This is a genomic window from Shinella sp. GW835-FHT14H05 (assembly GCF_058793575.1).
Window position 1 is genome coordinate 84,117 of the sequence record NZ_JBXAFY010000002.1, and the last position, 20,934, is coordinate 105,050.

Annotated in this window: 21 protein-coding genes; 1 reads left to right on the plus strand and 20 read right to left on the minus strand. The window is 64.4% G+C overall.

Annotated features, from left to right (window positions below; genetic code table 11):
• Positions 1-41: 41 nt before the first annotated feature.
• The 5 genes from AC1Q6Z_RS07830 to AC1Q6Z_RS07850 all read right to left on the minus strand — a co-directional run bounded on the left by AC1Q6Z_RS07830 (position 42) and on the right by AC1Q6Z_RS07850 (position 5,654).
• Positions 42-1,466: an ABC transporter substrate-binding protein gene (locus tag AC1Q6Z_RS07830; RefSeq protein ID WP_492647329.1), complete on the minus strand. Its 1,425-nt coding sequence runs from the start codon at positions 1,464-1,466 to the stop codon at positions 42-44.
• Between the two features lie 48 nt (positions 1,467-1,514).
• Complete coding sequence (locus AC1Q6Z_RS07835; RefSeq protein ID WP_492647330.1) at positions 1,515-2,669, minus strand: ABC transporter ATP-binding protein; 1,155 nt, start codon at positions 2,667-2,669, stop codon at positions 1,515-1,517.
• Between the two features lie 19 nt (positions 2,670-2,688).
• Positions 2,689-3,471, minus strand: coding sequence for an SDR family NAD(P)-dependent oxidoreductase (locus tag AC1Q6Z_RS07840; RefSeq protein ID WP_492647331.1), 783 nt, complete (start codon positions 3,469-3,471; stop codon positions 2,689-2,691).
• A 171-nt stretch (positions 3,472-3,642) separates the two neighbouring features.
• A complete protein-coding gene (locus AC1Q6Z_RS07845; RefSeq protein WP_492647332.1) occupies positions 3,643-4,581 on the minus strand; it encodes a substrate binding domain-containing protein in 939 nt (312 codons plus the stop codon).
• 170 nt (positions 4,582-4,751) lie between these two features.
• Positions 4,752-5,654 (minus strand): LysR family transcriptional regulator, encoded by a 903-nt coding sequence (locus AC1Q6Z_RS07850; RefSeq protein WP_256114533.1) that lies wholly within the window; start codon positions 5,652-5,654, stop codon positions 4,752-4,754.
• 112 nt (positions 5,655-5,766) lie between these two features.
• On the opposite strand from AC1Q6Z_RS07850, the gene AC1Q6Z_RS07855 reads away from it, so the two are divergent.
• On the plus strand, positions 5,767-6,831 hold the full coding sequence (locus AC1Q6Z_RS07855; RefSeq protein WP_492647333.1) for an SDR family oxidoreductase: 1,065 nt from the start codon (positions 5,767-5,769) through the stop codon (positions 6,829-6,831).
• Between the two features lie 74 nt (positions 6,832-6,905).
• On the opposite strand, the gene AC1Q6Z_RS07860 is transcribed toward AC1Q6Z_RS07855, so the two are convergent.
• The 15 genes from AC1Q6Z_RS07860 to AC1Q6Z_RS07930 form a co-directional block, all read right to left on the minus strand.
• Positions 6,906-7,202: a NifU family protein gene (locus AC1Q6Z_RS07860; RefSeq protein ID WP_492647334.1), complete on the minus strand. Its 297-nt coding sequence runs from the start codon at positions 7,200-7,202 to the stop codon at positions 6,906-6,908.
• A complete protein-coding gene (locus AC1Q6Z_RS07865; RefSeq protein WP_492647335.1) occupies positions 7,202-8,209 on the minus strand; it encodes an amidohydrolase family protein in 1,008 nt (335 codons plus the stop codon). The genes AC1Q6Z_RS07860 and AC1Q6Z_RS07865 overlap by 1 nt, the downstream gene beginning before the upstream one ends.
• 115 nt (positions 8,210-8,324) lie before the next feature.
• The gene (locus tag AC1Q6Z_RS07870) at positions 8,325-9,131 is read right to left on the minus strand and encodes an inositol monophosphatase family protein (protein WP_492647336.1); all 807 of its coding nucleotides are present in this window, start codon (positions 9,129-9,131) and stop codon (positions 8,325-8,327) included.
• A gap of 10 nt (positions 9,132-9,141) precedes the next feature.
• Positions 9,142-10,041: a MurR/RpiR family transcriptional regulator gene (locus tag AC1Q6Z_RS07875; RefSeq protein ID WP_256114539.1), complete on the minus strand. Its 900-nt coding sequence runs from the start codon at positions 10,039-10,041 to the stop codon at positions 9,142-9,144.
• 71 nt (positions 10,042-10,112) lie between these two features.
• A complete protein-coding gene (locus tag AC1Q6Z_RS07880; protein ID WP_492647337.1) occupies positions 10,113-10,991 on the minus strand; it encodes a sugar phosphate isomerase/epimerase family protein in 879 nt (292 codons plus the stop codon).
• Between the two features lie 10 nt (positions 10,992-11,001).
• The gene (locus AC1Q6Z_RS07885) at positions 11,002-11,787 is read right to left on the minus strand and encodes an SDR family NAD(P)-dependent oxidoreductase (protein ID WP_439615167.1); all 786 of its coding nucleotides are present in this window, start codon (positions 11,785-11,787) and stop codon (positions 11,002-11,004) included.
• A gap of 3 nt (positions 11,788-11,790) precedes the next feature.
• Positions 11,791-13,113 carry an arsenate reductase/protein-tyrosine-phosphatase family protein gene (locus tag AC1Q6Z_RS07890; RefSeq protein WP_492647338.1) on the minus strand — a complete coding sequence of 441 codons (1,323 nt, stop codon included), beginning with the start codon at positions 13,111-13,113 and terminating at the stop codon, positions 11,791-11,793.
• The gene (locus AC1Q6Z_RS07895) at positions 13,110-14,033 is read right to left on the minus strand and encodes a phosphoglycerate dehydrogenase (protein ID WP_492647339.1); all 924 of its coding nucleotides are present in this window, start codon (positions 14,031-14,033) and stop codon (positions 13,110-13,112) included. Before AC1Q6Z_RS07895 ends, AC1Q6Z_RS07890 begins: the two co-directional genes overlap by 4 nt.
• A 13-nt stretch (positions 14,034-14,046) precedes the next feature.
• Complete coding sequence (locus AC1Q6Z_RS07900) at positions 14,047-14,619, minus strand: glucose-6-phosphate isomerase (protein WP_492647340.1); 573 nt, start codon at positions 14,617-14,619, stop codon at positions 14,047-14,049.
• A gap of 12 nt (positions 14,620-14,631) precedes the next feature.
• Positions 14,632-15,579, minus strand: a complete 948-nt coding sequence (locus tag AC1Q6Z_RS07905) for a shikimate dehydrogenase family protein (protein WP_492647341.1) — start codon at positions 15,577-15,579, stop codon at positions 14,632-14,634.
• Positions 15,580-15,591: 12 nt separating this feature from the next.
• Complete coding sequence (glpK, locus tag AC1Q6Z_RS07910) at positions 15,592-17,091, minus strand: glycerol kinase GlpK (RefSeq protein ID WP_439615171.1); 1,500 nt, start codon at positions 17,089-17,091, stop codon at positions 15,592-15,594.
• A gap of 19 nt (positions 17,092-17,110) precedes the next feature.
• The gene (locus AC1Q6Z_RS07915; RefSeq protein WP_492647342.1) at positions 17,111-18,160 is read right to left on the minus strand and encodes a galactitol-1-phosphate 5-dehydrogenase; all 1,050 of its coding nucleotides are present in this window, start codon (positions 18,158-18,160) and stop codon (positions 17,111-17,113) included.
• Positions 18,157-19,215 carry a zinc-dependent dehydrogenase gene (locus AC1Q6Z_RS07920; protein WP_492647343.1) on the minus strand — a complete coding sequence of 353 codons (1,059 nt, stop codon included), beginning with the start codon at positions 19,213-19,215 and terminating at the stop codon, positions 18,157-18,159. Before AC1Q6Z_RS07920 ends, AC1Q6Z_RS07915 begins: the two co-directional genes overlap by 4 nt.
• Before the next feature lie 4 nt (positions 19,216-19,219).
• Positions 19,220-20,053, minus strand: coding sequence for an SDR family oxidoreductase (locus AC1Q6Z_RS07925; RefSeq protein ID WP_439622193.1), 834 nt, complete (start codon positions 20,051-20,053; stop codon positions 19,220-19,222).
• Positions 20,054-20,110: 57 nt separating this feature from the next.
• Complete coding sequence (locus AC1Q6Z_RS07930) at positions 20,111-20,755, minus strand: bifunctional 4-hydroxy-2-oxoglutarate aldolase/2-dehydro-3-deoxy-phosphogluconate aldolase (protein WP_492647344.1); 645 nt, start codon at positions 20,753-20,755, stop codon at positions 20,111-20,113.
• Positions 20,756-20,934: the final 179 nt, after the last annotated feature.

Below are 20,934 nucleotides of genomic sequence, written 5' to 3' on the forward strand. Positions count from 1 at the left end.
CGGCACCCGGGCGTGAAATCACGCCCGGGCACCCTCAGAGATCAGTTCCACTCGGACGGCAGGCGATCGTAGTAGGTCAGATCACGCCACTGCTGCTTCGGCAGGTCGTTGCGGCCGGGAATGTAGTAGCCGCCCTTGCGCATGGCGTCGGTCATGCGCTTTTCCATGTTGGCGGCGGCCGTCTTGCTGTCGATCTCGCCGATCCAGACGCGGTTGCCCTCTTCGCCCATGATGTCGGAGATTTCCGCCCATTCCGGCACGCGCACGCGCTCGTCGGGATTGGTCTCCTTCAGCATGAATTCGTAGACGCCCGGCCACCAGGGCTGGTACTTCGCGAGCGTCTCGCTCTTGTAGGTCGAGTGGCGCGACGGGCCGGCGCCATACTGGGTGGCGCGGGCCTGAACGTCCTTCGAGGTGACCCACTGCATGAAGGTCCAGGCGGCCTCCTTGTTCTTGGAATCCTTGGAAACGCCGAGCGACCAGGCGCCGAACCACGGGTCGATCACCCCATCGGGACCGGCCGGCGTGTGCAGGTGCACGTTCTTGCCGGCGACCTTCGCCTGTGTTTCGGGATCCTCGAAGAAGCCCTTGACGAAGTCCTGGTAGTTCCAGGTGCCGAAGGCATTGCCCGCCTGGTAGACGGCGGTCGCCTCGCCGATGCCCCAGTTTGCGCTGTCGGCCGGCATGAATTCCTTCAGGCTCAGGAAATAGTCGATCGAGGCGACGGTGCGCTCGTTGTTGATCGTGATCTTCCAGTCCTTGTCGACATATTCGTCGCCCTTGGTCTCGGGCGTCTGGTAGGCGAACAGGTACGGCAGGTAGGTGACGCCCCAGAACCAGCGGCCCGGAATGTTGGCGAAGCCGATCATGTTGGATTCGGGATTGTTCACCTTCTTGGCGGCGTCATACATGTATTTCGTGGTGAATTCCTGCGAGAAGCGCTCCGGCAGCTTGAAACCCGCCTTCTCCGCCACGTCCGCGCGGAACGTCGTGCCGACGGGGCCTGCGCCGATCGGCAGTGTATAGAGCGTGTCGTTGAAGACGCCCGTGCCGCTGATGACGCGCGGCAGGAAGTCGTCGATGTCGTAGTCGGCATCCGTCAGGTCGGCATTCTTGACATAGGGCATCAACGGCTCGAGGAAGCCGGCGGCGGCATATTCGGCAAGCCACATCACGTCGACCGCGAAGAAGTCGTAGGTGCCGGTGCCCTGCTGCATTTCCACCAGCGATTTCTGGCGGTAGTTTTCAAACGGCACCTCGTCGACCACGACCTTGATGCCGTATTTCTCCTCGAATTCCGGGAAGAACTTTGCCAGCGCCGCAAATTGCGGCATGGACGGGGCGAGGAAGTGCACGGTCTTGCCTGAAAGTGCCTTCTGCGCCTCCGTCTGCGCGTGGGTCGGAAGGGCCAGCATCAGCAGCGACAGCCCGGCCGCCGTTGCGGCACTCAATTTCACGATGTTCATTCTCTCCTCCTCAGTTGATGGTGCATGCGTATCCATCGTCACGCCCGGTCAGGCGTGCAGTCGTGCCGGCTTTTGTCGGGTGAAGCGGGCCTGGCGCACGGTGCGGCCGCTATCGGCGTCGAACAGGTAGATGAAGTCGGGATCGATGCGGAACGCGATCGGCGCACCGATCGCGCGCGGATATTTCAGCGCGGCGTCGAGCGTCGTCATGGCGCGGATCACCTGGCCTTCCACCTCGATATCGAAGACCACCCGCGAGCCCAGCGTCTCCACGGCAAAGACCGTGCCCTGCACGCGGCAGGGATGTGCCGCATCCGGCGGGCAGAGGTGAAGCTGCTGCGGGCGCAGCCCCAGCAGATAGCTGCCGCCGGGCTTTACCGCCTCGCCGTCCTGCATCCAGTCGTGATCGACCTCGATATAGGCGTCGCCAACGCGGAGCGAATAGCAGCCATTGGCCTCGGAAATCACCGCCTTCATGACATTCATCGGCGGCTCGCCGACGAAGGTCGCGGCAAACAGCGTTTCCGGCCGGTCGAACAGGTCCTGCGGGGCGGCGATCTGCTCGATACGGCCCTTGTTGATCAGCACGATCCGGTCCGCCATGGTCATGGCTTCGAGCTGGTCGTGCGAGACATAGAGCATCGTCGCCTTGAACTCGCGCTGAAGCCGCTTGAACTCGACGCGCATACGGGCGCGCAGTTTTGCATCGAGGTGGGAGATCGGCTCGTCGAGCAGGAAGACATCCGCATCGCGCACCAGGGCGCGGCCGATGGCGACGCGCTGCATCTGCCCGCCGGAGAGCTGGTTCGGCCGGCGTTCCAAGAGCTTCTCGATCTGCAATGTTTCGGCGACGCCGGCGATATGGCGGCGGATCTCGGCCTCCGCCATCTTCCGGATGCGCAGCGGATAGGCGAGGTTTTCGAAGACGCTCAGATGCGGAAACAGCGAATGTTTGTCGTAGACCATGGCGAGGTTGCGCTCGCGCGGTGTCCATTGTGTTACATCGCGGCCGCCGATCATGATGCGGCCGGCACCCGCCTCCTCCAGCCCGGCGACGAGGCGCAGCGTCGTGGTCTTGCCCGCACCGGACGGACCGAGCAGAAACACAGCCTCGCGGTCGGCCACATCGAGCGAGATGCCGCGCACCGCTTCGAAGCCGCCCTTAAATGTCTTTGCTAGGTTGTCGATCTGAAGGTCAGCCATTGTCTTTTCCGGTTGAAGATCAAAGAATTGCGCGAATGGTGCCGCCTTCGGCCCGCATCGCCATGCCGTTCAGCGCGGGCGAGGCCGCAAGGTGCACGACGCTCGCGGCAACCTCCTCCGGCGCGATCATCCGGCGGATCAGCGAGGTCGGCTCGGTCTCGTCGAAATAATCGGCGACCACCTGCTCGCGGGTGACGCCCTTTTCACGAGCGATCTGCTCGTGGTAGCGCCGCACAGCGAGCGTGTCGGTCGGCCCGGGCAGGATGGTGTTGACGCGCACGCGCGTGCCCTGGGTCAGTTCGGCCAGCGCCCGCGAAACACCGAGAAGGCAGGCCTTCATCGCGCCGTAATGCGGCATCCAGGCCTGCGGCTTCACCGCGCTCTCGCTGCTGATGAAGACGATGGAGCCCTCGCCCCGCGCCAGCATGTCCTGCAACAGCAGCCGCGACATGCGCACGCCCGTCATCACGTTGACGTCGAAGAAGCGGAACCAGTCCTCGTCGCGCGTTTCAAAGAACGGCCGCACTTCGAAAATGCCGACGGAGTTGATGAGGAAATCCACGGGCGCTGCGGCCCGCGCGAAATCGGCGAGACGCAGGTCCTCACCGGCGACGGTAAGGTCGCAGGCCATGCCGCGCGCCTCAGGGCCGAGCTTTGCGACCGCATCGGCAACTTCCGCCTCGGAAAGGCCGCTCACCGTGGCCCGTGCACCCTCGGCGACGAAGGCCTCGGCCACCGCAAGGCCAATGCCCGTGGCGCCGCCGGTGACCAGCACATGCTTGCCTTTCAGACCATAATCCATTGCCCAAACCTCCCATGGCAATCGGGGACCAGCCCCGGCGCACCACCCCTCCAGGCGGTCCGCTCATTCCCTCCATCCGGCCTACCCGGCCGCCAGCCCTGTCGGCCGGAGGGAACTTGCCTCGACCGATAGAACTAATTTCTTTTCATAACTTTTGCAAGAAAATAAATTTTACACTATTTTGCAGAGGTCGCCCTGCGACGGCATCGGCAGATTTCCCCGCACGCCCAACGGCGCGCGGACATGCGCCTGGGCGAAATCGATGAATTCCGAGGTCCTGGCGGGCAGCCGGCGCCGGCTGTCGCTGAGCAGGCAGACCGTCTGCGGCTCCGGCTCGAACGCACCGAGCACCGGCGCCAGAAGGCCGGAGGCAAGTTCCGTCTCCACGTCCGCCAATGCCGTGCGCAGGATACCAAGGCCTTGAACAGCAAAGTTTTTCAGCGTTGCGGGATCGCTCGCCCGGAAACGCCCGCCGACCGAAACGGTGCCCGCGCCCTCGCGAAAGGCCCAGTCATTGCCGGCAAACCCGGAACCGTCGAGCCGCAAGCATTCATGCCGACAGAGGTCGGCCGGGCGAGCGGGAACGCCGTGTTCCGCCAGATAGGCCGGTGCAGCGCAGGTCACCGTTTCCATCGAAAACAATTTCCGGATCGTCAGGTTCGAATCCCGCACCGGCCCGACCCGCAGCGCCGCATCGAAAGGAATTTCATGCAGGCTGCCCGGCGAATCGAAGCGCAGCGAAAACTGAAGATCAGGATGGGCGCGGGAAAAGCTGCGCACCAGCGAGAGAAGCTGCACGCGGCTGATGTCGGCAGCACAGGAGAGCACGAGGCCGCCCGAGACGGCCGTGCGCCGTCCGCCCATGTCGCGCTCGAGATCGGCAAAGCCCGACAGCACCGGCCTCGCCCTCTCCAGCAGCAGCTTGCCCTCCTCCGTCAACAACAGCGAGCGCGTCGTGCGCCGCACCAGCGCCACACCATAATGGTCCTCCAGCGCTTTCAGCCGCCCGCTGATCGTCGCCGGCGCCATGCCGAGGCGATTGGCGGCGCTTGCCATGCTCTGCGAGCGGGCGATTTCCGAAAACATCCTGAGATCGGCCAAACCATTCATTCCGGATCCTCCTGTCAGGCATGTCTGCCTGGCGGCTCCGGATGCCCGGCGCCCGCAGCGGGGCGCCCTCCTTCAGGGCAGGCGGAACCTCTGATCCAAGGAGTAACACCACAGCCCGGCCAGGTGCGGTGAAGATTGGTCATTTGATCCTGTACGTTTCGTCACAAATCCTAAGCGACGATATGCCGGGCCAGATAATCGATGAAAGCGCGGATGCGCGGGGCAAGCGGCGACTGGTCCGCATAGATGATCGAGACCGGCTCGCGATCACCTGGATTATAGGTGTCGAGCACCGCGACGAGCCGCCCCGTCTTCAGGTCCTGGCCGATATGGAACTCGGACAGCCGCGCAAGCCCCACGCCATCCAGCGCGAACCGCCGCAGGCTCTCGCCATTGTCGAGGCTGAGATTGCCCTTCACCGCGAGATCGAGCTGGGTCGGGATGCCGTCCTGCTCGATGCGGAACGGCCACTTGCCGTAGCTGCGGCTGAAGCCAAGCGTCAGGCAATTGTGCTCCAACAGGTCGCGCGGCTCCGCCGGGATGCCATGTTTGTCGAGATAGGCCGGCGAGGCCACCACCCTGCGTGGCGACGCGACGATCCGCCGGGCGCGAATGGTCGAATCCGTCAAAACGCCGGTGCGGATCGCCACGTCGATACCATCGCCGATGAGATCGGTGGTGCTGTCGGACAGCGAGAATTCCAGGCTGATCTCGGGATAGGTCTCCAGAAAACCGGGCACCAGCGGCGATACGCAATGCAGCCCGAAGGGCACGTTGCAGCTGACGCGCAGCACGCCACCGACCTGGCCGGCGCTCTCCTTCACCCCGCGCTCCAGGCTGGAAATATCCTTGAGGATCTGCTTGCCGCGGGCAAAATAATCCTCGCCCTCCGAGGTCAGCCGCAGCTTACGCGTCGAGCGCACGGCGAGCGGCAGGCCGAGCCGCGTTTCGATGCGGGCGATGATCTTGCTGACGGCCGACGGCGAGAGATGCAGCGCATCGGCCGCCGCGGTGAAGCTGCCCGTCTCCACCACCTTCACGAAGACCTCGATCTCGGAAATCCTGCCCGCCATGACCCGCCTCCATTCATGAACCTTTGTCACCTCACTTATGCCAGTGCTCCGCTTTTTGGCACAAGCGAGAAATGACAGACACGAGGTCGAACATTATGGAGGAGACATCAGCATGTATCAGAAGCGGGCACTCATCGCCGGCGCCACCGGCATTGTCGGGCTCAATGTGGCCGAACACCTGCACGACAGCGGCGGTTGGGAGATCACCGGGCTCAGCCGCCGTCCGCCAGCCGGCACATCCTACATGCGCTCGATCGCCGTCGACCTTCTCGACCGCGAGGCGGCGCTCAAAACGCTCGGCGAGCTCAGGCCCACCCATGTCTATTATTGCACATGGACGCTCGGCCGCAACGAGGACGAAAACATCCGCCTGAACGGCGGCATGCTGCGCACCCTGCTGGACGGCTTGGCGGCGGCGGGCACCGTCGAGCACGTCGCGGTCGTCACTGGAACCAAGCACTATCTCGGCCCCTTCGAGGACTACGGCAAGGTGACGCCCGTCACACCCTTCCGCGAAGATGCCCCACGGCTGGAAAAGAAGAATTTCTATTACGAGCTGGAAGACATCGCGATGGATTATGCCGCACGCCATGGTTTCGGCTGGTCGGTACACCGCTCGCACACGATCATCGGCTATGCCGTCGGCAACCTCATGAACATCGGTGCGACGCTCGCCACCTATGCCTCGATCTGCAAGGCGACCGGCGCGCCCTTCGTCTTTCCCGGCACGCCGACCGCCTATCACGGCATCAACGACATCACCGATGCGCGCCTGCTCGCAAAACACATCGTCTGGGCCTCCACCGAGCCCAATGCCCGCAACGAAGCCTTCAACGCCACCAACGGCGACGTCTTCCGCTGGGAGCAGCTGTGGCAGCGCATCGCAGATTATTTTGGCGTGGAAGCCACCTATCCCGGTGAATACAACTCGCTGACGGAACGCATGCGCACGCTCGGCCCGCAATGGGAGGCCCTCGTCGCAGAACACGGCTTGCAGCCGAACCCGCTCGATCGCCTCGCCTCGCCGTGGCACACCGACCTCGACCTCGGCCGCCCGATGGAATGCCTGCACTCCATGGCGAAAAGCCGCGCGCTCGGTTTCTCCGATTTCCAGGACACCGAACAGTCCTTCATCGACGTCTTCGACCGGCTGCGCGCCGAGCGGATCATTCCCTGATCAATAAAACGCGCGCACGAAAGAGCCCGGAGGATCCAATCCTCCGGGCTTTTCTGCATGGATGAATTCTGCGATCAGGCGACGGGGTAAGGATGCGCGTGCAGCAGGTTCGCCAGCCGCGACAGCGCACGTGGCCCGGCCTTCACCTGCTCGCAGCGAACCTCCGACACGCCGGGAACCGCCATGAGATAGCTGCGAACAGGGCCGACGAAGGTCATGGCGAGGTTCGGGCACGCGCGGCAAGCGCCGGAGAGGGCGACATGCACGACGCCCTCCCCGGTCACATCGGTGATCTCGATATCGCCACCATGGCCGAGGACGAGCGGCCGCGCCCGATCGAGCGCGGCTTCAAGAGCGTAAGGATCGATCATCAGACGAGCCCCAGTTCGCGCTTCTTGGCTTCCAGATCGATGCCCATGCCGCGGGCAAAGGCCTTGCCAAGAATGTTCTCCTTCATCTCGCGAGTGATTTCGGGATAACCGTATTTATCCTGAAGCTCATCGGGCATGACGAGGTTGGCGAGCGTGTCGATATAGGTCTGCACATGCGGCCAGATGAACGCTTCCGAGCCGTAGCAGATGCGGTCCGAGCCGACATAGAGCAGCGCTTCGCCGAGGCGCTGCAGCATCTTGTAGGGCTGCAGGTAGTACTGGTTGAACCAGAGCGGCAGGATCAGATAGACATTCTCGAAGCGGCTGGCGATGGAAATGGTCTCGTCGACATAGGGATCGCCGAGGTGGTGGATGCCGAAATTCAGCTCCGGGAAATCGGCCGCCGCATATTGCAGATCGTTCGGCTTGAAGGCTTCGACCGGGCCGAGTTCCAGCGGAAAACCCTTGTGGAACTGCACCATCTTGATGCCGAGCTCCATCGCCTTTTCCCAGAGCGGATAGGCGATGTCCCGGTCGTCGGCGCGCCAGGCACAACCGCGCGACTGGTACTGGTAGAACTTGAAGCTGACGGCACCGAGTTCGTGCACCTGCCGCTCCATCTCCTTCAGCGCCGGGCCGAGGCCGTGATAGACCGGATCGACGCCGCCGGTCAGCACGATGCGAGCCGGATCCTTCTGGGCAAGCGCATGGCTGAGTTCGACGGGGCCGAGGCCGGCGCGCCAGTGGGAAAACAGTGGCACCGAACAGGCGCAGGCCATGTCCGTGTCGGCCTTGCCGAACAGCATGTCGACGCCCCAGTCGAGATCCGGGTCGGAAAAGGTTTCCGGTTCCGGCGGCGGCCCGCGGCGACCCGTCAGGTTGATGAACCCGGTCAGCTGTTCGCGCAGGATGCGCACCCGCCTGCCATCGCTTCCGTCCTTGATCTGGCCATCGCTGAAATCCTGGCAATGCACCGCCGCATCAAAGACAAACATTCCTTCCTTCATGAAGTCTCTCCCATCGATCCGAAGGCGCAAGAGCGCCGTGGCTGGCTTGAAAAGCCAGTCGGATCAATACCATGGGGAGAAGAGAGCCGGTCTTCGGATTATCGGAAGACTGCCTTCAGGCAATGGCGAAGAGGTCGGAAAGCGCGCCGAACAGGCCCGTCCCGCTCGCCAGCACGAGGCCGCCTGCGGCAAGCGGTGTCTCGTCGGACGGATAGGGCGCACAACGTCCGCCGGCCGCCTTGATGAGGGCAAGACCGGCAACCGCATCCCAGGCCCACATGTGGCGCTCGAAATAGCCATCCACCCGTCCGGCCGACACATAGGCCAGCATGAGCGCACCCGCGCCGACCTGCGAAAAACTGCCGCCGGCCGACAGGAGGCGCTCGGCATCGGCGGCAAAGACGGCCGGCGGAACACGGTGGTTATGGCCGATGCCGAGCCGTGTGCGGTCGATGCTGTCGATGGTGCTGACCGCGATCGGCACGCCGTTGACGGTGGATGGAATACCTTCGGCGCCGGCAAAAAGCTCGTCGCGCAGCGGGTCATAGATCACGCCGAGAACCGGCGCACCCTTCGACCAGAGGCCGATGGACACGCACCAGTTATGCGCGCCCTTCAGAAAATTCGTGGTGCCGTCGAGCGGATCGACGCACCAGACAAACTCGGCGCCTTCGATGGCGGAGGCACCCGTCTCCTCGCCCAGAAACCCATCCTCTGGGAAGGCCGGCGTGAGGATGGCGGCGATCGCGTCTTCCGCCTCGCGGTCGGCATTGGAGACAAAATCGTTCAGCCCCTTCTGCTCGATGGCGAGCCCATCGCGGCGGCCGTAATGGGCAAGCAGCAGGCGGCCGGCTTCGCGCGCGGCGCGTTCGGCAACGGCCAGGCGCGGCTTCAGCCGCTCGGCAAATGCGGTGTCGGACATCGGATTTCCTTCAGTAACGGGTAAGGGCGGTGACGTCGGAGGTCTTTTCCAGGCCCTCGATGGCGCGGCCGAAATTGCGCACCGCATAGAGCGAGTAGAGCACGTCGATGACCTGGAGCTGGGCGATCTTCGACACCATGGATTCGTGGTACTCGCCCGGGCCGACGACGCCGGTGATGGTCGGCGTGAAGAGGCAGATGTCGGCGTGGCGGACGATCGGCGAATCCGGGAAAGAGGTGATGGCAAGCGTCGTCGCGCCCTGCAATTTCGCCTGCTGGAGACTGTCGACCGTCGAGATGGTGCGTCCGGAATTGGAGACGCCGATGGCGAGCGATTTCGGCCCGAGCGTCGAGGTGGAAATCTGGCGGATGCCGAGGTCGCGGAAGAACAGGCAGCGCTTGCCCACCCGCATGAAGCGCAGCAACGCGTTTTCCACGCAGATCAATGATGCGCCCATGGCGAAGAAGCCGAGCACGTCCGCCTCCTCGATCGCCGCAACCGCGCGCTCCAGTTCGCTCTCGGCGAGCCCCGCCCGCGTGTCGGAGACCGTCATCGCATAACGGGCGGCGACCTTCGACAGCACGGAGCCGACGTCGTCTTCGGCGGTGATGTCCTCATAGACGTGGCGTTCGGAGGGCGGCTGGGCCGTTGCGGTGCCCTGCGACAATTCCTCGGCGATGAGGATCTTGAACTGCTGGAAACTCGGAACCTCGATCTCGCGCACGAAGCGGGTGACGGTCGATTCCGAGACGTCGCATTGCAGAGCGAGATCCTTGATGGAGATCGACTTGATCTCTTCCGGCGCTTTCAGCACCCGGTCCGCGATGCGGCGCAAGGCCGGGTTCATGTAGCCCGCCTTCCAGCGGATCCGCATGAGGATGGATTGCCTGTTGTCCGCTGAACTGTCCATCGGACCATCACTCCCGTTGCATCGTCGCAATTCTATAGCTTGCAACGAGGGGAAAATGAAATTCCTTTTTGTTACCAGACAGTGCACCCGGCCCGCGCACTTTCCCGCGCCACGCGCAAGACATCATAGGCCGCCCGCGCCGCGACGAGCGAATCCTGCCACGCCTCCCGCCACAGCCGCACGCCGCCGACCAGCCCTTCGCCGAGCATTTTGGAGGAAAACGCCTCCACGGTGAGGTCGCCGCGATAGCCGGCAGATTCGAGCGCACGGCAATAGCCGAGCACGTCAAAATGCCCGCCGCCGAGCAGGCCGCGGTTGCTGTCGGCGACATGGGCGTAGCCGAGCAGCGCGGCATTGCGGTGGATGGCGGCCGCGATATCCCCCTCCTCGATGTTCATATGGAACGTGTCCATGTGGATGAAGAGGTTCGAGCCGCCGGAGGCGCGGATCAGGTCGGCCGCCTCGTCCAGCGTGTTGACGAGGTAGCTCTCGTAGCGGTTGACCGGTTCGAGGCCGAGGCGCACGCCGAGTTCGCCGGCGCGCCGATCGAGGCGGGCAAGGCTTGCCGCGACCTGCGCGCGCTGGGCTTTTGTTGCCGGCGCCGCATAATTGGCGAAGGCGGCATAGGTGATGCCGGAGACGGCCGGTGCCTCCAGTTCCGCGGCGATCTCCAGGCAGCGGGCGACGCTGGCTTCACCGCGGCGCGCCACCTCCGGATCGTTGGAGGCGATATCGGTATCCGGCCCGAGCGCCATGCCGAGGCGGAGGTCCAGCCCCGCCTCCCGCGCCACCCGCCTGGTCAACGGAATGTCGAGCGCGGCCGGATCGAACAGCAGCACCTCGATCAGCTCGAAACCGATTTCGGCGGCGGCGCGGCAGCTCGCCTCTGCTGCTGCGGGCGACCAGTCATCGGTGAAGACCAGGCTGTGAATGCCGAGTTTTCCGCTCATGTCGTGTTCCTCAGCCGAAGATCGAACGGATGGTGCCGCCGTCGGCGCGGTGGCAGACGCCGTTCATCGCGTTGTTCGTCATCAGCTGCACGACGCCGCGCCCGTGCATCGCCGGGTCGATCAGTTTCTGCGTGAGGTTGGACGGTTGGACGTCGCGGTAGAAATCGGCGAGCGCCTGTTCCACGGTCTTGCCCTGCTGGGCGGCGAGATCGGCGAAATAGGTCTCCACCGATTCCGTCGCGGTGCTGCCGGGCATGTAGCTGTTCACTCGCACATTCGTGCCGCGCGTCAATTCGGCGAGCGAGCGGCTGAGGCCGAGCATCGCCGTCTTCGTCGTCGAATAGGGGATCATGTTGCCGATGGAGCGGATCGCCGCTTCGGAGGAGATGAAGACGATGCTGCCGTCGTTGCGCGCCAGCATGTCCTTCAGCACGATGCGCGAGATGCGGATCGCCGTCATCAGGTTGTGCTCGAAATATTCCCGCCAGCGCTCGTCGCTGACCTCGAAGAAATCGTTGACGTCGAAGACGCCGATATTGTTGACGAGGAAGGAGATCGGGCCGAGCTTGCCGGCGAAATCCGCAAGCCGTGTCGCGCCCTCCGCTGTCAACAGGTCGGCGACGACGCCGTGCGCGCGCGGACCGATCGAGGCGCAGGCCTTGTCGAGCTTGGCCTGGTCGCGGCCGTTGATGACGACGACGGCGCCCTCGTCATGAAATGTCTTGGCGATGGCATAGCCGATGCCCGTGGCGCCGCCGGTGACGATGGCAATCTTGCCGTTGATCCCGAAATCCATGTTCTATTTCCTCTCCCTGTTTGTCGTGCTGCCCGCGCGAGCGAATTGCGCAAGCCTGTCGCAAGCCGTCTTGATCTGGTCGAAGACGGCCTCGAAGGTCGCGCGGGGTTCGCCCCACGGGTCGATAATGCTGGTTTCCTCGCCGGGCTCCGCGAACGCGCCGAGCCGTCCGATCCGCGCCCGGCCTGTCGCGGGCCGCAAGGCGTGGATCGCCGCCATGTTGTGGTCGTCCATGCCGAGGATCAAGTCGAATTCCTCGAAGTCTGTCTCTCGGATCTGGCGCGCCACAAGCGTGTCGAGACGGACGCCCCGCGCCGCGGCCACCGCGGTCGTTTCGCCATGCGGCGGCTTGCCGACGTTCCAATCCATGATGGCCGCGCTGTCGATGCGATGCTCCGGCAAGGCGGCCCGCAGGATGCCGTCGGCGGTCGGCGAGCGGCAGATATTGCCGCGGCAGACGATCAGCACCGAAAGCGGCGGACGGGCGACCGGTGCAACGTGATACGCCGTGCCCGCCTCGACGAGGCTCACTTCCGCCTGCGGCGAGAGGGTGGCCAGACGCCGTGCGCCATCCACGGGATCAAGCGTGTTAAAATCGAAAAGCCCAAAATGGTGGCCGAGCATGGCGCGCGCGCCGATTTCGTCGGCAAGCGCCACCGCTTCTTCCAGCGTGAGATTGCCGGGCACGCCGTTTGCCGCCCGTTCCGCATCGCGGCCATTGACCGGTAGCAAAGCAAGATCGACGCGGAACGGCATCAGCCATTCGGCCAGACCGGGAAACGGGATTGTATCGCCGGAATGCCAGAGGGTGACGCCGCCGCCGGTGAGCACGTAACCGAGAAACAGATGGCCGTACTCCGTCTTGCGCAGATCCTCGTGCGCCGCAGGCGTGGCGGTGACCAGCACGCCGCCTAGATCGACGCTTTCCCCGGTATCGATCAGCACGAGCCGGTGCTCCGGCACGCCGCGTTCGATGGCGTGTGCCCATCCCGCCCGCGGGGCGAGGACGCGGGCAGCGGGATTGGCGGCCAGCAGGGCCGGGATGGTGCCTGGGTCCATGTGGTCCGTGTGGCCATGGGTGCAGAGCAGCCAATCGATGCCGGTGAGCTCAGCCGGCGCGATGACCGGGGGCGTCATCCGAGTATGCGGGAAACGCGTACCGCGGTATTTTTCCGCAAGAAAATCCGAAAGATAGGCATCGATGACGATGCGCAATCCGCCCTGAGCGATCAGGAAACCCGCCTGCCCCAGCCAGGCCAGCGCTGCGCCCTCGCCCGGTTCAAGGCGATCGACACTGGCAAGGGGGCGGGTCTCCAGGATGCTCATGGGCACACCAGGTTCTTCAGCAGATTGTCGACGGCGACGCTGGTAGCACGGTCGACACTCTCCTCGGTGAAACCGCCGGCATGGGGGGTGAGGATGACCCGCTCGTGGCTGAGCAGTGCGGAGGCCGAGGGCGGCTCCTGGTGGAAGACGTCGGTCGCCAGCGTGGAAACCTGCCCGCTTTCGAGCGCCGCCAGCATGGCGCCGTCGTCGATGAGTTCGGCGCGCGCCGTGTTGACGACGATGACGCCCTTGCGCATGCGCGAAAACATCGCTGCATCGAGCATGGGCCTTTCGCCGGGCGGGCAATGGAAGCTCACGGCATCCGCGCCGCAAAGCGCCTCCTCCAGGCCGACATAGCGAAAACCCGGCTGCACGAAGCCCGCATTCGGATAGGGATCGTAGCCGACCACCTCCATGCCGAGGCCGAGCGCCATGTCGGCGACCTCCCGGCCGATCGCGCCGCAGCCGATGACAGCGAGCGTGCGCCCCTTCACCTCGCAGCCGATGCGCCGGCGCCATTCCCCCTTGCTCAGATGCTGGTGCGACCAGGGGATATGGCGCGAGGCGGCGAGCAGCAGGCCGATGGCAAGTTCCGCCACGCCGCGGGCATTCGCCCCGGTCGCCCGCTCTACGGTGATCCCCCGCGCCTCGGCTTCGAAAATGTCGATATTGTCGACGCCTGTGCCGTTACGGCTGATGACCCGGAGGCCGCTTGCCGCATCGAGCACGCGCAGGCTGATCGGCTCGACGCCGGCAAGCCAGCCGACACAACCCGGAATACTGCGAAGCAGGTCCTCCTCCGACGGCATCTTGCCCGGCGCGGGATAGACGATTTCAAAACCCTGCTCCACGAGCCGCGACAGAACGGGATGGCCCGCGCCTGAGAGCGAGCGAGGGGTGACGGCGATCTTACCGGTCATCGGCCTCTTCCGCTCAGCCGTTCCAACGGGGATTGTCGATGACGGTCGGTTTGCCGTCGCGCTCGACCATCAGCTTGCGAAAACCCTTGCTCTCGATCGTGCCATAGTCGTGGCCGGCGTTGCCCGGAAAGGCGAAGAAGGTGACCAGCGGTTCGGTCGGGTGCACGTTGATCGAGCGGTGCGCCCAGCGGCCGGGCACGTAAACGGCCTTGCCGGGCAGGAACTCCAGCCATTGCGTCTCGCCTTCCGGCGTCTCCATCATCATGTAGCCGTGGCCGCGCAGGCAGTAATAGACTTCTGCCGTGTCGATGACGGTGTGAAAATGGCCCTTGGTCATGTGGTACTCGTCGCCCACCTTGCCGGGATAGGTGATCGATGTGCCGTAGGCGACGTCCTTCTCGCTGTCAGGCACGCCCATGTCGTAGAATTCGTAGAGCAGGCTGTCGCTCCTGGCGAGCTGCGCGTCGAAGGCCGCCTCGTCGTGGAACATGCCCTTCATCTTGGAGAGCGTGCGGCGGATCGGCTCACGGGTGGAGCTAAGGCCGTTGTTGAGGTTGAACTCATGCAGGCTTGGCAAAACGGTCATGTCCTGTTCCTTTCAGGCGGTGGCGTCGCGGGCGATGCGGCTCAGTTCGTCGAAGGCCGGCCCGGACATGGGGATGTCGATGTCGAAAACTTCCGCGATGACGCGGGTCCAGCCGTGGATGAAGTAGACCCATCCATCGTGGACCGTGAGGTTGCGGTCCCGGGCTGCCGCGCGCGCCTGGTCGAGGAAGACGAGGTCGCCGCGATAGTTGAATTCCCAGACGAGCCCGTCCTGCGGGAATTTGACCGCGTCCGTCAGCGGCGAGCCCGGCCCGTCCTTGCCGAGGCCAGTGGCGTTGACCACCATGGAGCCCGGCGGCATGTCAGCCACCACCGCGTCGGCTTCCACAGGCGTCGGCGCAAAGCGGTAATCAATGGGGATGGCAAAGCCGATTTCTTCGTGAACGTGACGCATCTCGGCCAGTGAGGCCTCGCGCCGCGCCGTCACGACGATACGCTGCGGCGTGTCGCCGCCTGCCCGATTCTTGTTGTGCAGGTAGAGCGAGAGGGCAAGCGAGGAGCCGCCGGCGCCGAGGATGCAGAGTGTCCCGCCCGTCCTGGCCCAATGCCCTTCCGGGGCGATAGCCTCAAAACTCGCGCCGGCAGTGATGGGGTCCTTGGCATGGCCGGCGAGACGCCCGCCCCGCTTGGAGATCGAGCTGATCTCGTGCAGGGTTTCGGCATAGGGGTCGAGGTCGTCGAAGAGGTCGCGCGAGGCCTTGAGCAGGTTGACCTTGTGGGTGGTCACCAGTGCGCCGAGTGACAGCGGATCGCTTTTGATGAATTCCACCGCACGGCGATAGGCTGATGGTTCCGAATTCGGCACGAAGTCGATGCCCTTCATTTCGGCGTCCAGGCCGAGATGCGCCGACCAGGCCGGAAAGACCTTCATGATCGAGGATTTCCCGGTGGTCACGCCGATGAAATACATCGTGCGCAGGCTTGCTGGTGTGTAGGTCATGACGAACGTTTCCTAGTCGTGTTCGGCCCAGTCGCGCGACCGGTCCACGGTGCGGCACCAGCCGCGATAGAGCGTGTCGGCGATCGCGCGTTCGACGGTCGGCTCGAACGCCTTGTCGAGGGCGAAGGCGGTGTGAAGTTCGGCCTGGTCCTTCCAGTAGCCGACGGCAAGGCCGGCGAGGAAAGCCGCACCCCGCGCGGTCGTGTCGATGACCTTGGGGCGCAGCACGCGCACGCCAAGCTGGTCGGCCTGGAATTGCAGGACGAAATTGTTCATCGCCGCGCCGCCATCCACCTTCAGTTCGGCGAGCGCGATGCCGGAATCGGCCTCCATGCGGTCGATGACATCGCGGATCTGATAGGCCATGGATTCCAGCGAGGCACGGATGAGATGGTTGCGGTTGGCGCCGCGGGTGATGCCGACGATGGTGCCGCGGGCATATTGATCCCAGAACGGCGCGGACAGGCCGGTGAAGGCCGGCACGATGTAGACGCCGTTGGTATCCGGCACATCCATCGCCGCCGCTTCTGTTTCGGAGGCGCTGTGGATGATCTTCAGCTCGTCGCGCAGCCACTGCACCACCGAGCCGACGGAAAACAGCGTGCCCTCCAGCGCATATTCGAGCTTTCCGCCGAGCCGCCAGGCGACCGTTGTCAGCAGGCCGTTGTCGGAGGTGCGGATCTGGCTGCCGGTGTTCATCAGCAGCGTGCCGCCGGTGCCGTAGGTCGCCTTGACCATGCCGGTGTGGAAGCAGGACTGGCCGAAAAGCGCGCCCTGCTGGTCGCCGATCGAGGAGGCAACGGGGATTTCGCCGCCGAAGAGATCGGGGTCGGTCATGCCATAGACATCGGAGGAATCGCGCACGTCGGGCAGGATCGCGCGGGGCACGTTGATTTCGGCAAGCAGGCGCTCGTCCCAGTCGCCGGTGCGGATGTTGAACAGCAGCGTGCGCGAGGCGTTGGAGGCGTCCGTCACATGGGCGCGACCGCCGGTGAGGTTCCAGATCAGCCAGGTGTCGATGGTGCCGGCGGCCAGTTCGCCGCGTTCGGCGCGACGGCGGGCACCGGGCGTGTTGTCGAGCAGCCAGGCGAGCTTGGTGCCGGAGAAATAGGCGTCGATGACGAGGCCGGTATTCTCCTTCACATAGGGTTCGAGCCCGCGCGCCTTCAGCTGGTCGCAGATGCCGGCGGTGCGGCGGTCCTGCCAGACGAGGGCGTGGTGCAGCGGCACGCCGGTCTTGCGGTCCCAGATGAGGCAGGTCTCGCGCTGGTTGGTGATGCCGATCGCGGCGATCTCGGCGGCGGAGATGCCGATATTCTGCATCACCTCACGGGCGACGGAGAGCTGGGTGGCCCAGATCTCGTTGGCATCGTGCTCCACCCAGCCGGGCCGCGGATAGATCTGGCGGAACTCGCGCTGCGCGAGCGAGACGATGTTGCCGCCCCGATCGAAAAGGATGGCCCTCGCACTGGACGTTCCCTCGTCCAGTGCCATGACATAACGCTCAACCATGTCTTCCTCCCCCGCATCGTCAATCGTTCGGCTTGAACAGGATCTTGTGATACCTGCCGAAGCTGCGGTCCTTCAGTGCCTTGAAAATGGACGGCGCCTCCTCAAGCGTCGCCCGGTGGGTAATCAGCGGCTCGACCGTCAACCGGCCGTCGCCAAGCAATCCGATGATGTCAAACCATTCCTTGCCGGGGAACGGCAGGGAATAGGAATTCCACGAGCCGACCACCTGCAATTCCTCGCGCACGATCTTCGCAAAAGCCTTTTCCGCGAAGGTGACGTCGCCATAGGCCGTGCCGTAGAGCATGACCGCGCCCTGCTTGGCCGCGACCATGATGGAAAGGTCCCGCCCGGGCGCGGAGCCCGCGCATTCCAGCGACACGGCAACCCCGCGCCCGCCGGTCGCCTCGCGGACGCGGGCGATGACATCGTCGTGCGTCGGATTGAGGCAGAGATCGGCGCCGATGCTCTTCGCCAGCTCCAGCTTGTCGTCGTCGACATCGATGGCGATCAGCGGGCGGGCGCCGGAAAGCCGGGCGAACTGCAGGGCAAAATAGCCGAGTGCGCCGCAGCCGACCACTGCCACCGCATCGCCGAGCTTAAGATCGAGCTTGTGGATGCCATGCAGGATGATGGCAGCCGGTTCGATCGTCGCGGCGACCTCGTAGGATACGTTGTCCGGCACCTTCAGCACGTTGGTGGCCGGCGCGCAGAGATATTGCGCAAAGGCGCCGTCGCTGCGCGAGCCGACGAAATCGTAATCGTCGCAGAGCTGGAATTTTCCCGCCTCGCACCATTGGCATTTTCGGCACGGCATCAGCGGCGCGACAGCCACGCGGTCGCCTGCTTTCAGATGGGAGACGGCGGCGCCGACCCGCTCCACCCGGCCGGCGAATTCGTGGCCCGGAATGGTGGGAAAACGATAGGTGCCCGTCACCATGACGCGGCCGATATCCGAGCCGCAGATGCCGGCGGCCTTCACCTCGATAAGAACCTCGTCCGGGCCGATGTCCGGCACCGGCACATCCTCGACGCGCAGATCTCCCGGCGCATGCAAAACGGCGGCCTTCATCGCAGGCTCTCCTCCTGAGGATAGATGATGGTCTTCATGCCCTTGCCCGAAAGCGCATGGTCGAAGGCGACGACCGCATCCGCCATGCCGAAGCGATGGGTAACGATATCGGTGACGCGGATCTTGCCGGTCTCCACCAGTTTCAGCGCCCGGGCATAATCCTCGACGCTCGACCCGGTCGAGCCCAACAGCTTCAGGCCCCAATAGTGCACCTTGTTGGTATCGAGTTCGACCTTGGTGCCCTTGTTGAGGCCGGAGAAGAAGTTCATGCGGCCGAGACGCGCGAGGCAGGCCATCGCCTGGATTTGCAGTTCCGGCGCTGGTGCGCAGGTGAGCGCGACATCTGCGCCGCGGCCACCCGTCAGGCGCAGCACCTCCTCCACCACGTCGACGCGGCTCGAATCCACCGTGTCCGTCGCGCCCTGCGGCGCGATCTCTTCGAGCCGTTCCGCCCTCCGGCCGACGACGATGACCTGCCTTGCGCCATAGGCTTTCGCCAGTTGCAGGAACAGGCCGGCGATCGGCCCGGTGCCGAGAATGAGGACGCGGTCCTCGGGCGTCACCACAAGGTCCTTCCAGGCATTGAAGCAACAGGACAGCGGTTCGACGAGCGAAGCCTCCTCGTAGCTCATGCCGGCGGGGATCTCGAAGAGGTTACCGCCGTAGAGTGCCTTGGCGGTGACAACCATATGTTGCTGGAAGCCGCCGTCGATATCGATGCCGAAGGCCTCGTAATCGGGGCACATATTGTTGAGCCCGCGGCGGCACATTTCGCAATGGCCGCAGCCGATATTCGGCACCGCGGACACCCGCTGTCCCTTCTTCCAATGCCCGACATGCCGGCCGACCTCGACGATTTCGCCGGCAAGCTCATGGCCGAGGACGCGCGTGTCGTTTTCCCCGACACGAAAATGGCCGCCGCGGATGACCTTCAGGTCCGTGCCGCAGATCGAGGCTGCGAAGACGCGGATCAGAACCTCGTCGTCCTGCGGCACGGGGCGCGGGCGCTCTTCGAGCGCGATCCGGCCCCTGCCCTGATACACGGCGGCCTTCATCGGCTTACACCTCCATCCCGTAGCGGTGCGCCTTGTGGGTGGGATAGAGCGAAATGGTCGGGATAGTGACGTCGGGCGTGCGGGTCGCGACGTAAAGCGCGAGCCAGGCGACGTTGTCGACGTCGATGCAGGAGGCATGGATGCCTTCCTTGATTTCCTTCTCGTCGAGCCAGCCGTCGACATAGGCTTCGAGGTCGCCGTCGTAGAGGCCCTTGTCGATGATCTCGGTCATCGGCGTCTTGACGTGGCTGGGGTTCAGAACGGTGACGCCGATCTTCTTGTCCTTGCCTTCGAGCAGGATGTTCTTCGAAAAACCCAGCATGCCGTGCTTGGAGGCGCGGTAGGGGCTGTGGCCGGGGCCGGAGGCGACGCGGGTCGAGGAAGAGCCCATATTGATGATACGCCCGCCTTCAGCCTGCTTTTCCATATAGAGGAAGGCTTCGCGGCAGCAGAGGAAGACGGCGGTCAGGTTCGGGCCGATCGTCTTGTTCCACTCTTCCAGCGTCACGCGGGTGACCGGCGGGGCGAGGCTATCGCGGCCGGCGGAGTTGACCACCACATCGACCGACCCAAACGTGTCGTTGACCTGTTTGAAGAAGGCGCGAACCGTCTCCTCCTCGCAGACATCGGCATAGATCGGCAGCACCGTGCCGCCATCGGCCTCGATCTCGCCGGCGATGCGCGTCAGGCGCTCCCGGTCGAAATCGATCATGGCGACCTTTGCGCCGTTCTGGGCATAGATGCGGGCAACGGCTTCGCCGATCCCGGATGCTGCACCGGTGATGATGCAGGATTTCCCTTTGAGGGACAGTCCCTCCGACAGGGTATTGCTGGGCATTGGAACCTCCGTTTTGTGCCCCGATCGAGGCGTGTCCAGATTTTCGCTGAAACCGTTTCAGGCCGTGCGGGCGAGAGCGACCGCCTCCGCCGTGAGCCGAGAAATCTCGTCAAAGCGCCCTTCCCGGATGAGTTTTGCGTCCACCATCCAGGAACCGCCGCAGGCGAGCACGGCGGGAAGCGCGAGGTAATTCGCAAGGTTCGCAGCCCCGATGCCGCCCGTCGGCACGAAGCGCATGGCCGGATAAGGCCCCGTCAGCGCCTTGAGGAAGGGCACGCCGCCACTCGGCTCGGCGGGAAAGAATTTGACGGCCTCCAGCCCGAAGGACATGGCCTGCTCGACGCCGGTCGGGTTGTTGATGCCGGGCACGATCGGCAGGCCGAGTGCCTGCGCCGCCGTGACGATGGCCGGATTGAAACCCGGCGTGACGATGAATTGCGCGCCAGCCTCTGTCGCCATGTCGAGCTGCTCGGCCGTCAAAACAGTGCCGGCGCCGAGCAGCATGTCTGGAACCTCGGCGCGGATGCGGCGCAGCGATTCCGCCGCTGCCGCCGTACGAAACGTCACCTCGGCGACGGGCAAGCCGCCGTCGACCAGAGCACGCGCCAAAGGAACGGCATCTTCGGCTCGCTCCAGCACGACGACGGGCAGGATGCGCGCCGCAGCAATCCGCCCCACCATCTCCGCTCCGGTCAAACCCATGTTCCCCTCCCATCGAATTTCCTACCGTGACCAACAGATAGAATGAAATTCGTTATTGTGCAACATCAAAAAAAATGATTTTTATTTTTTGCGCTGGCGATCGAGAGAAATCCCGTGCGCGCGCCTTTATGCAGTCTTGCGAGGCGGCCTCCCCCCGGAAGCCAAAAATTGGCATTGGA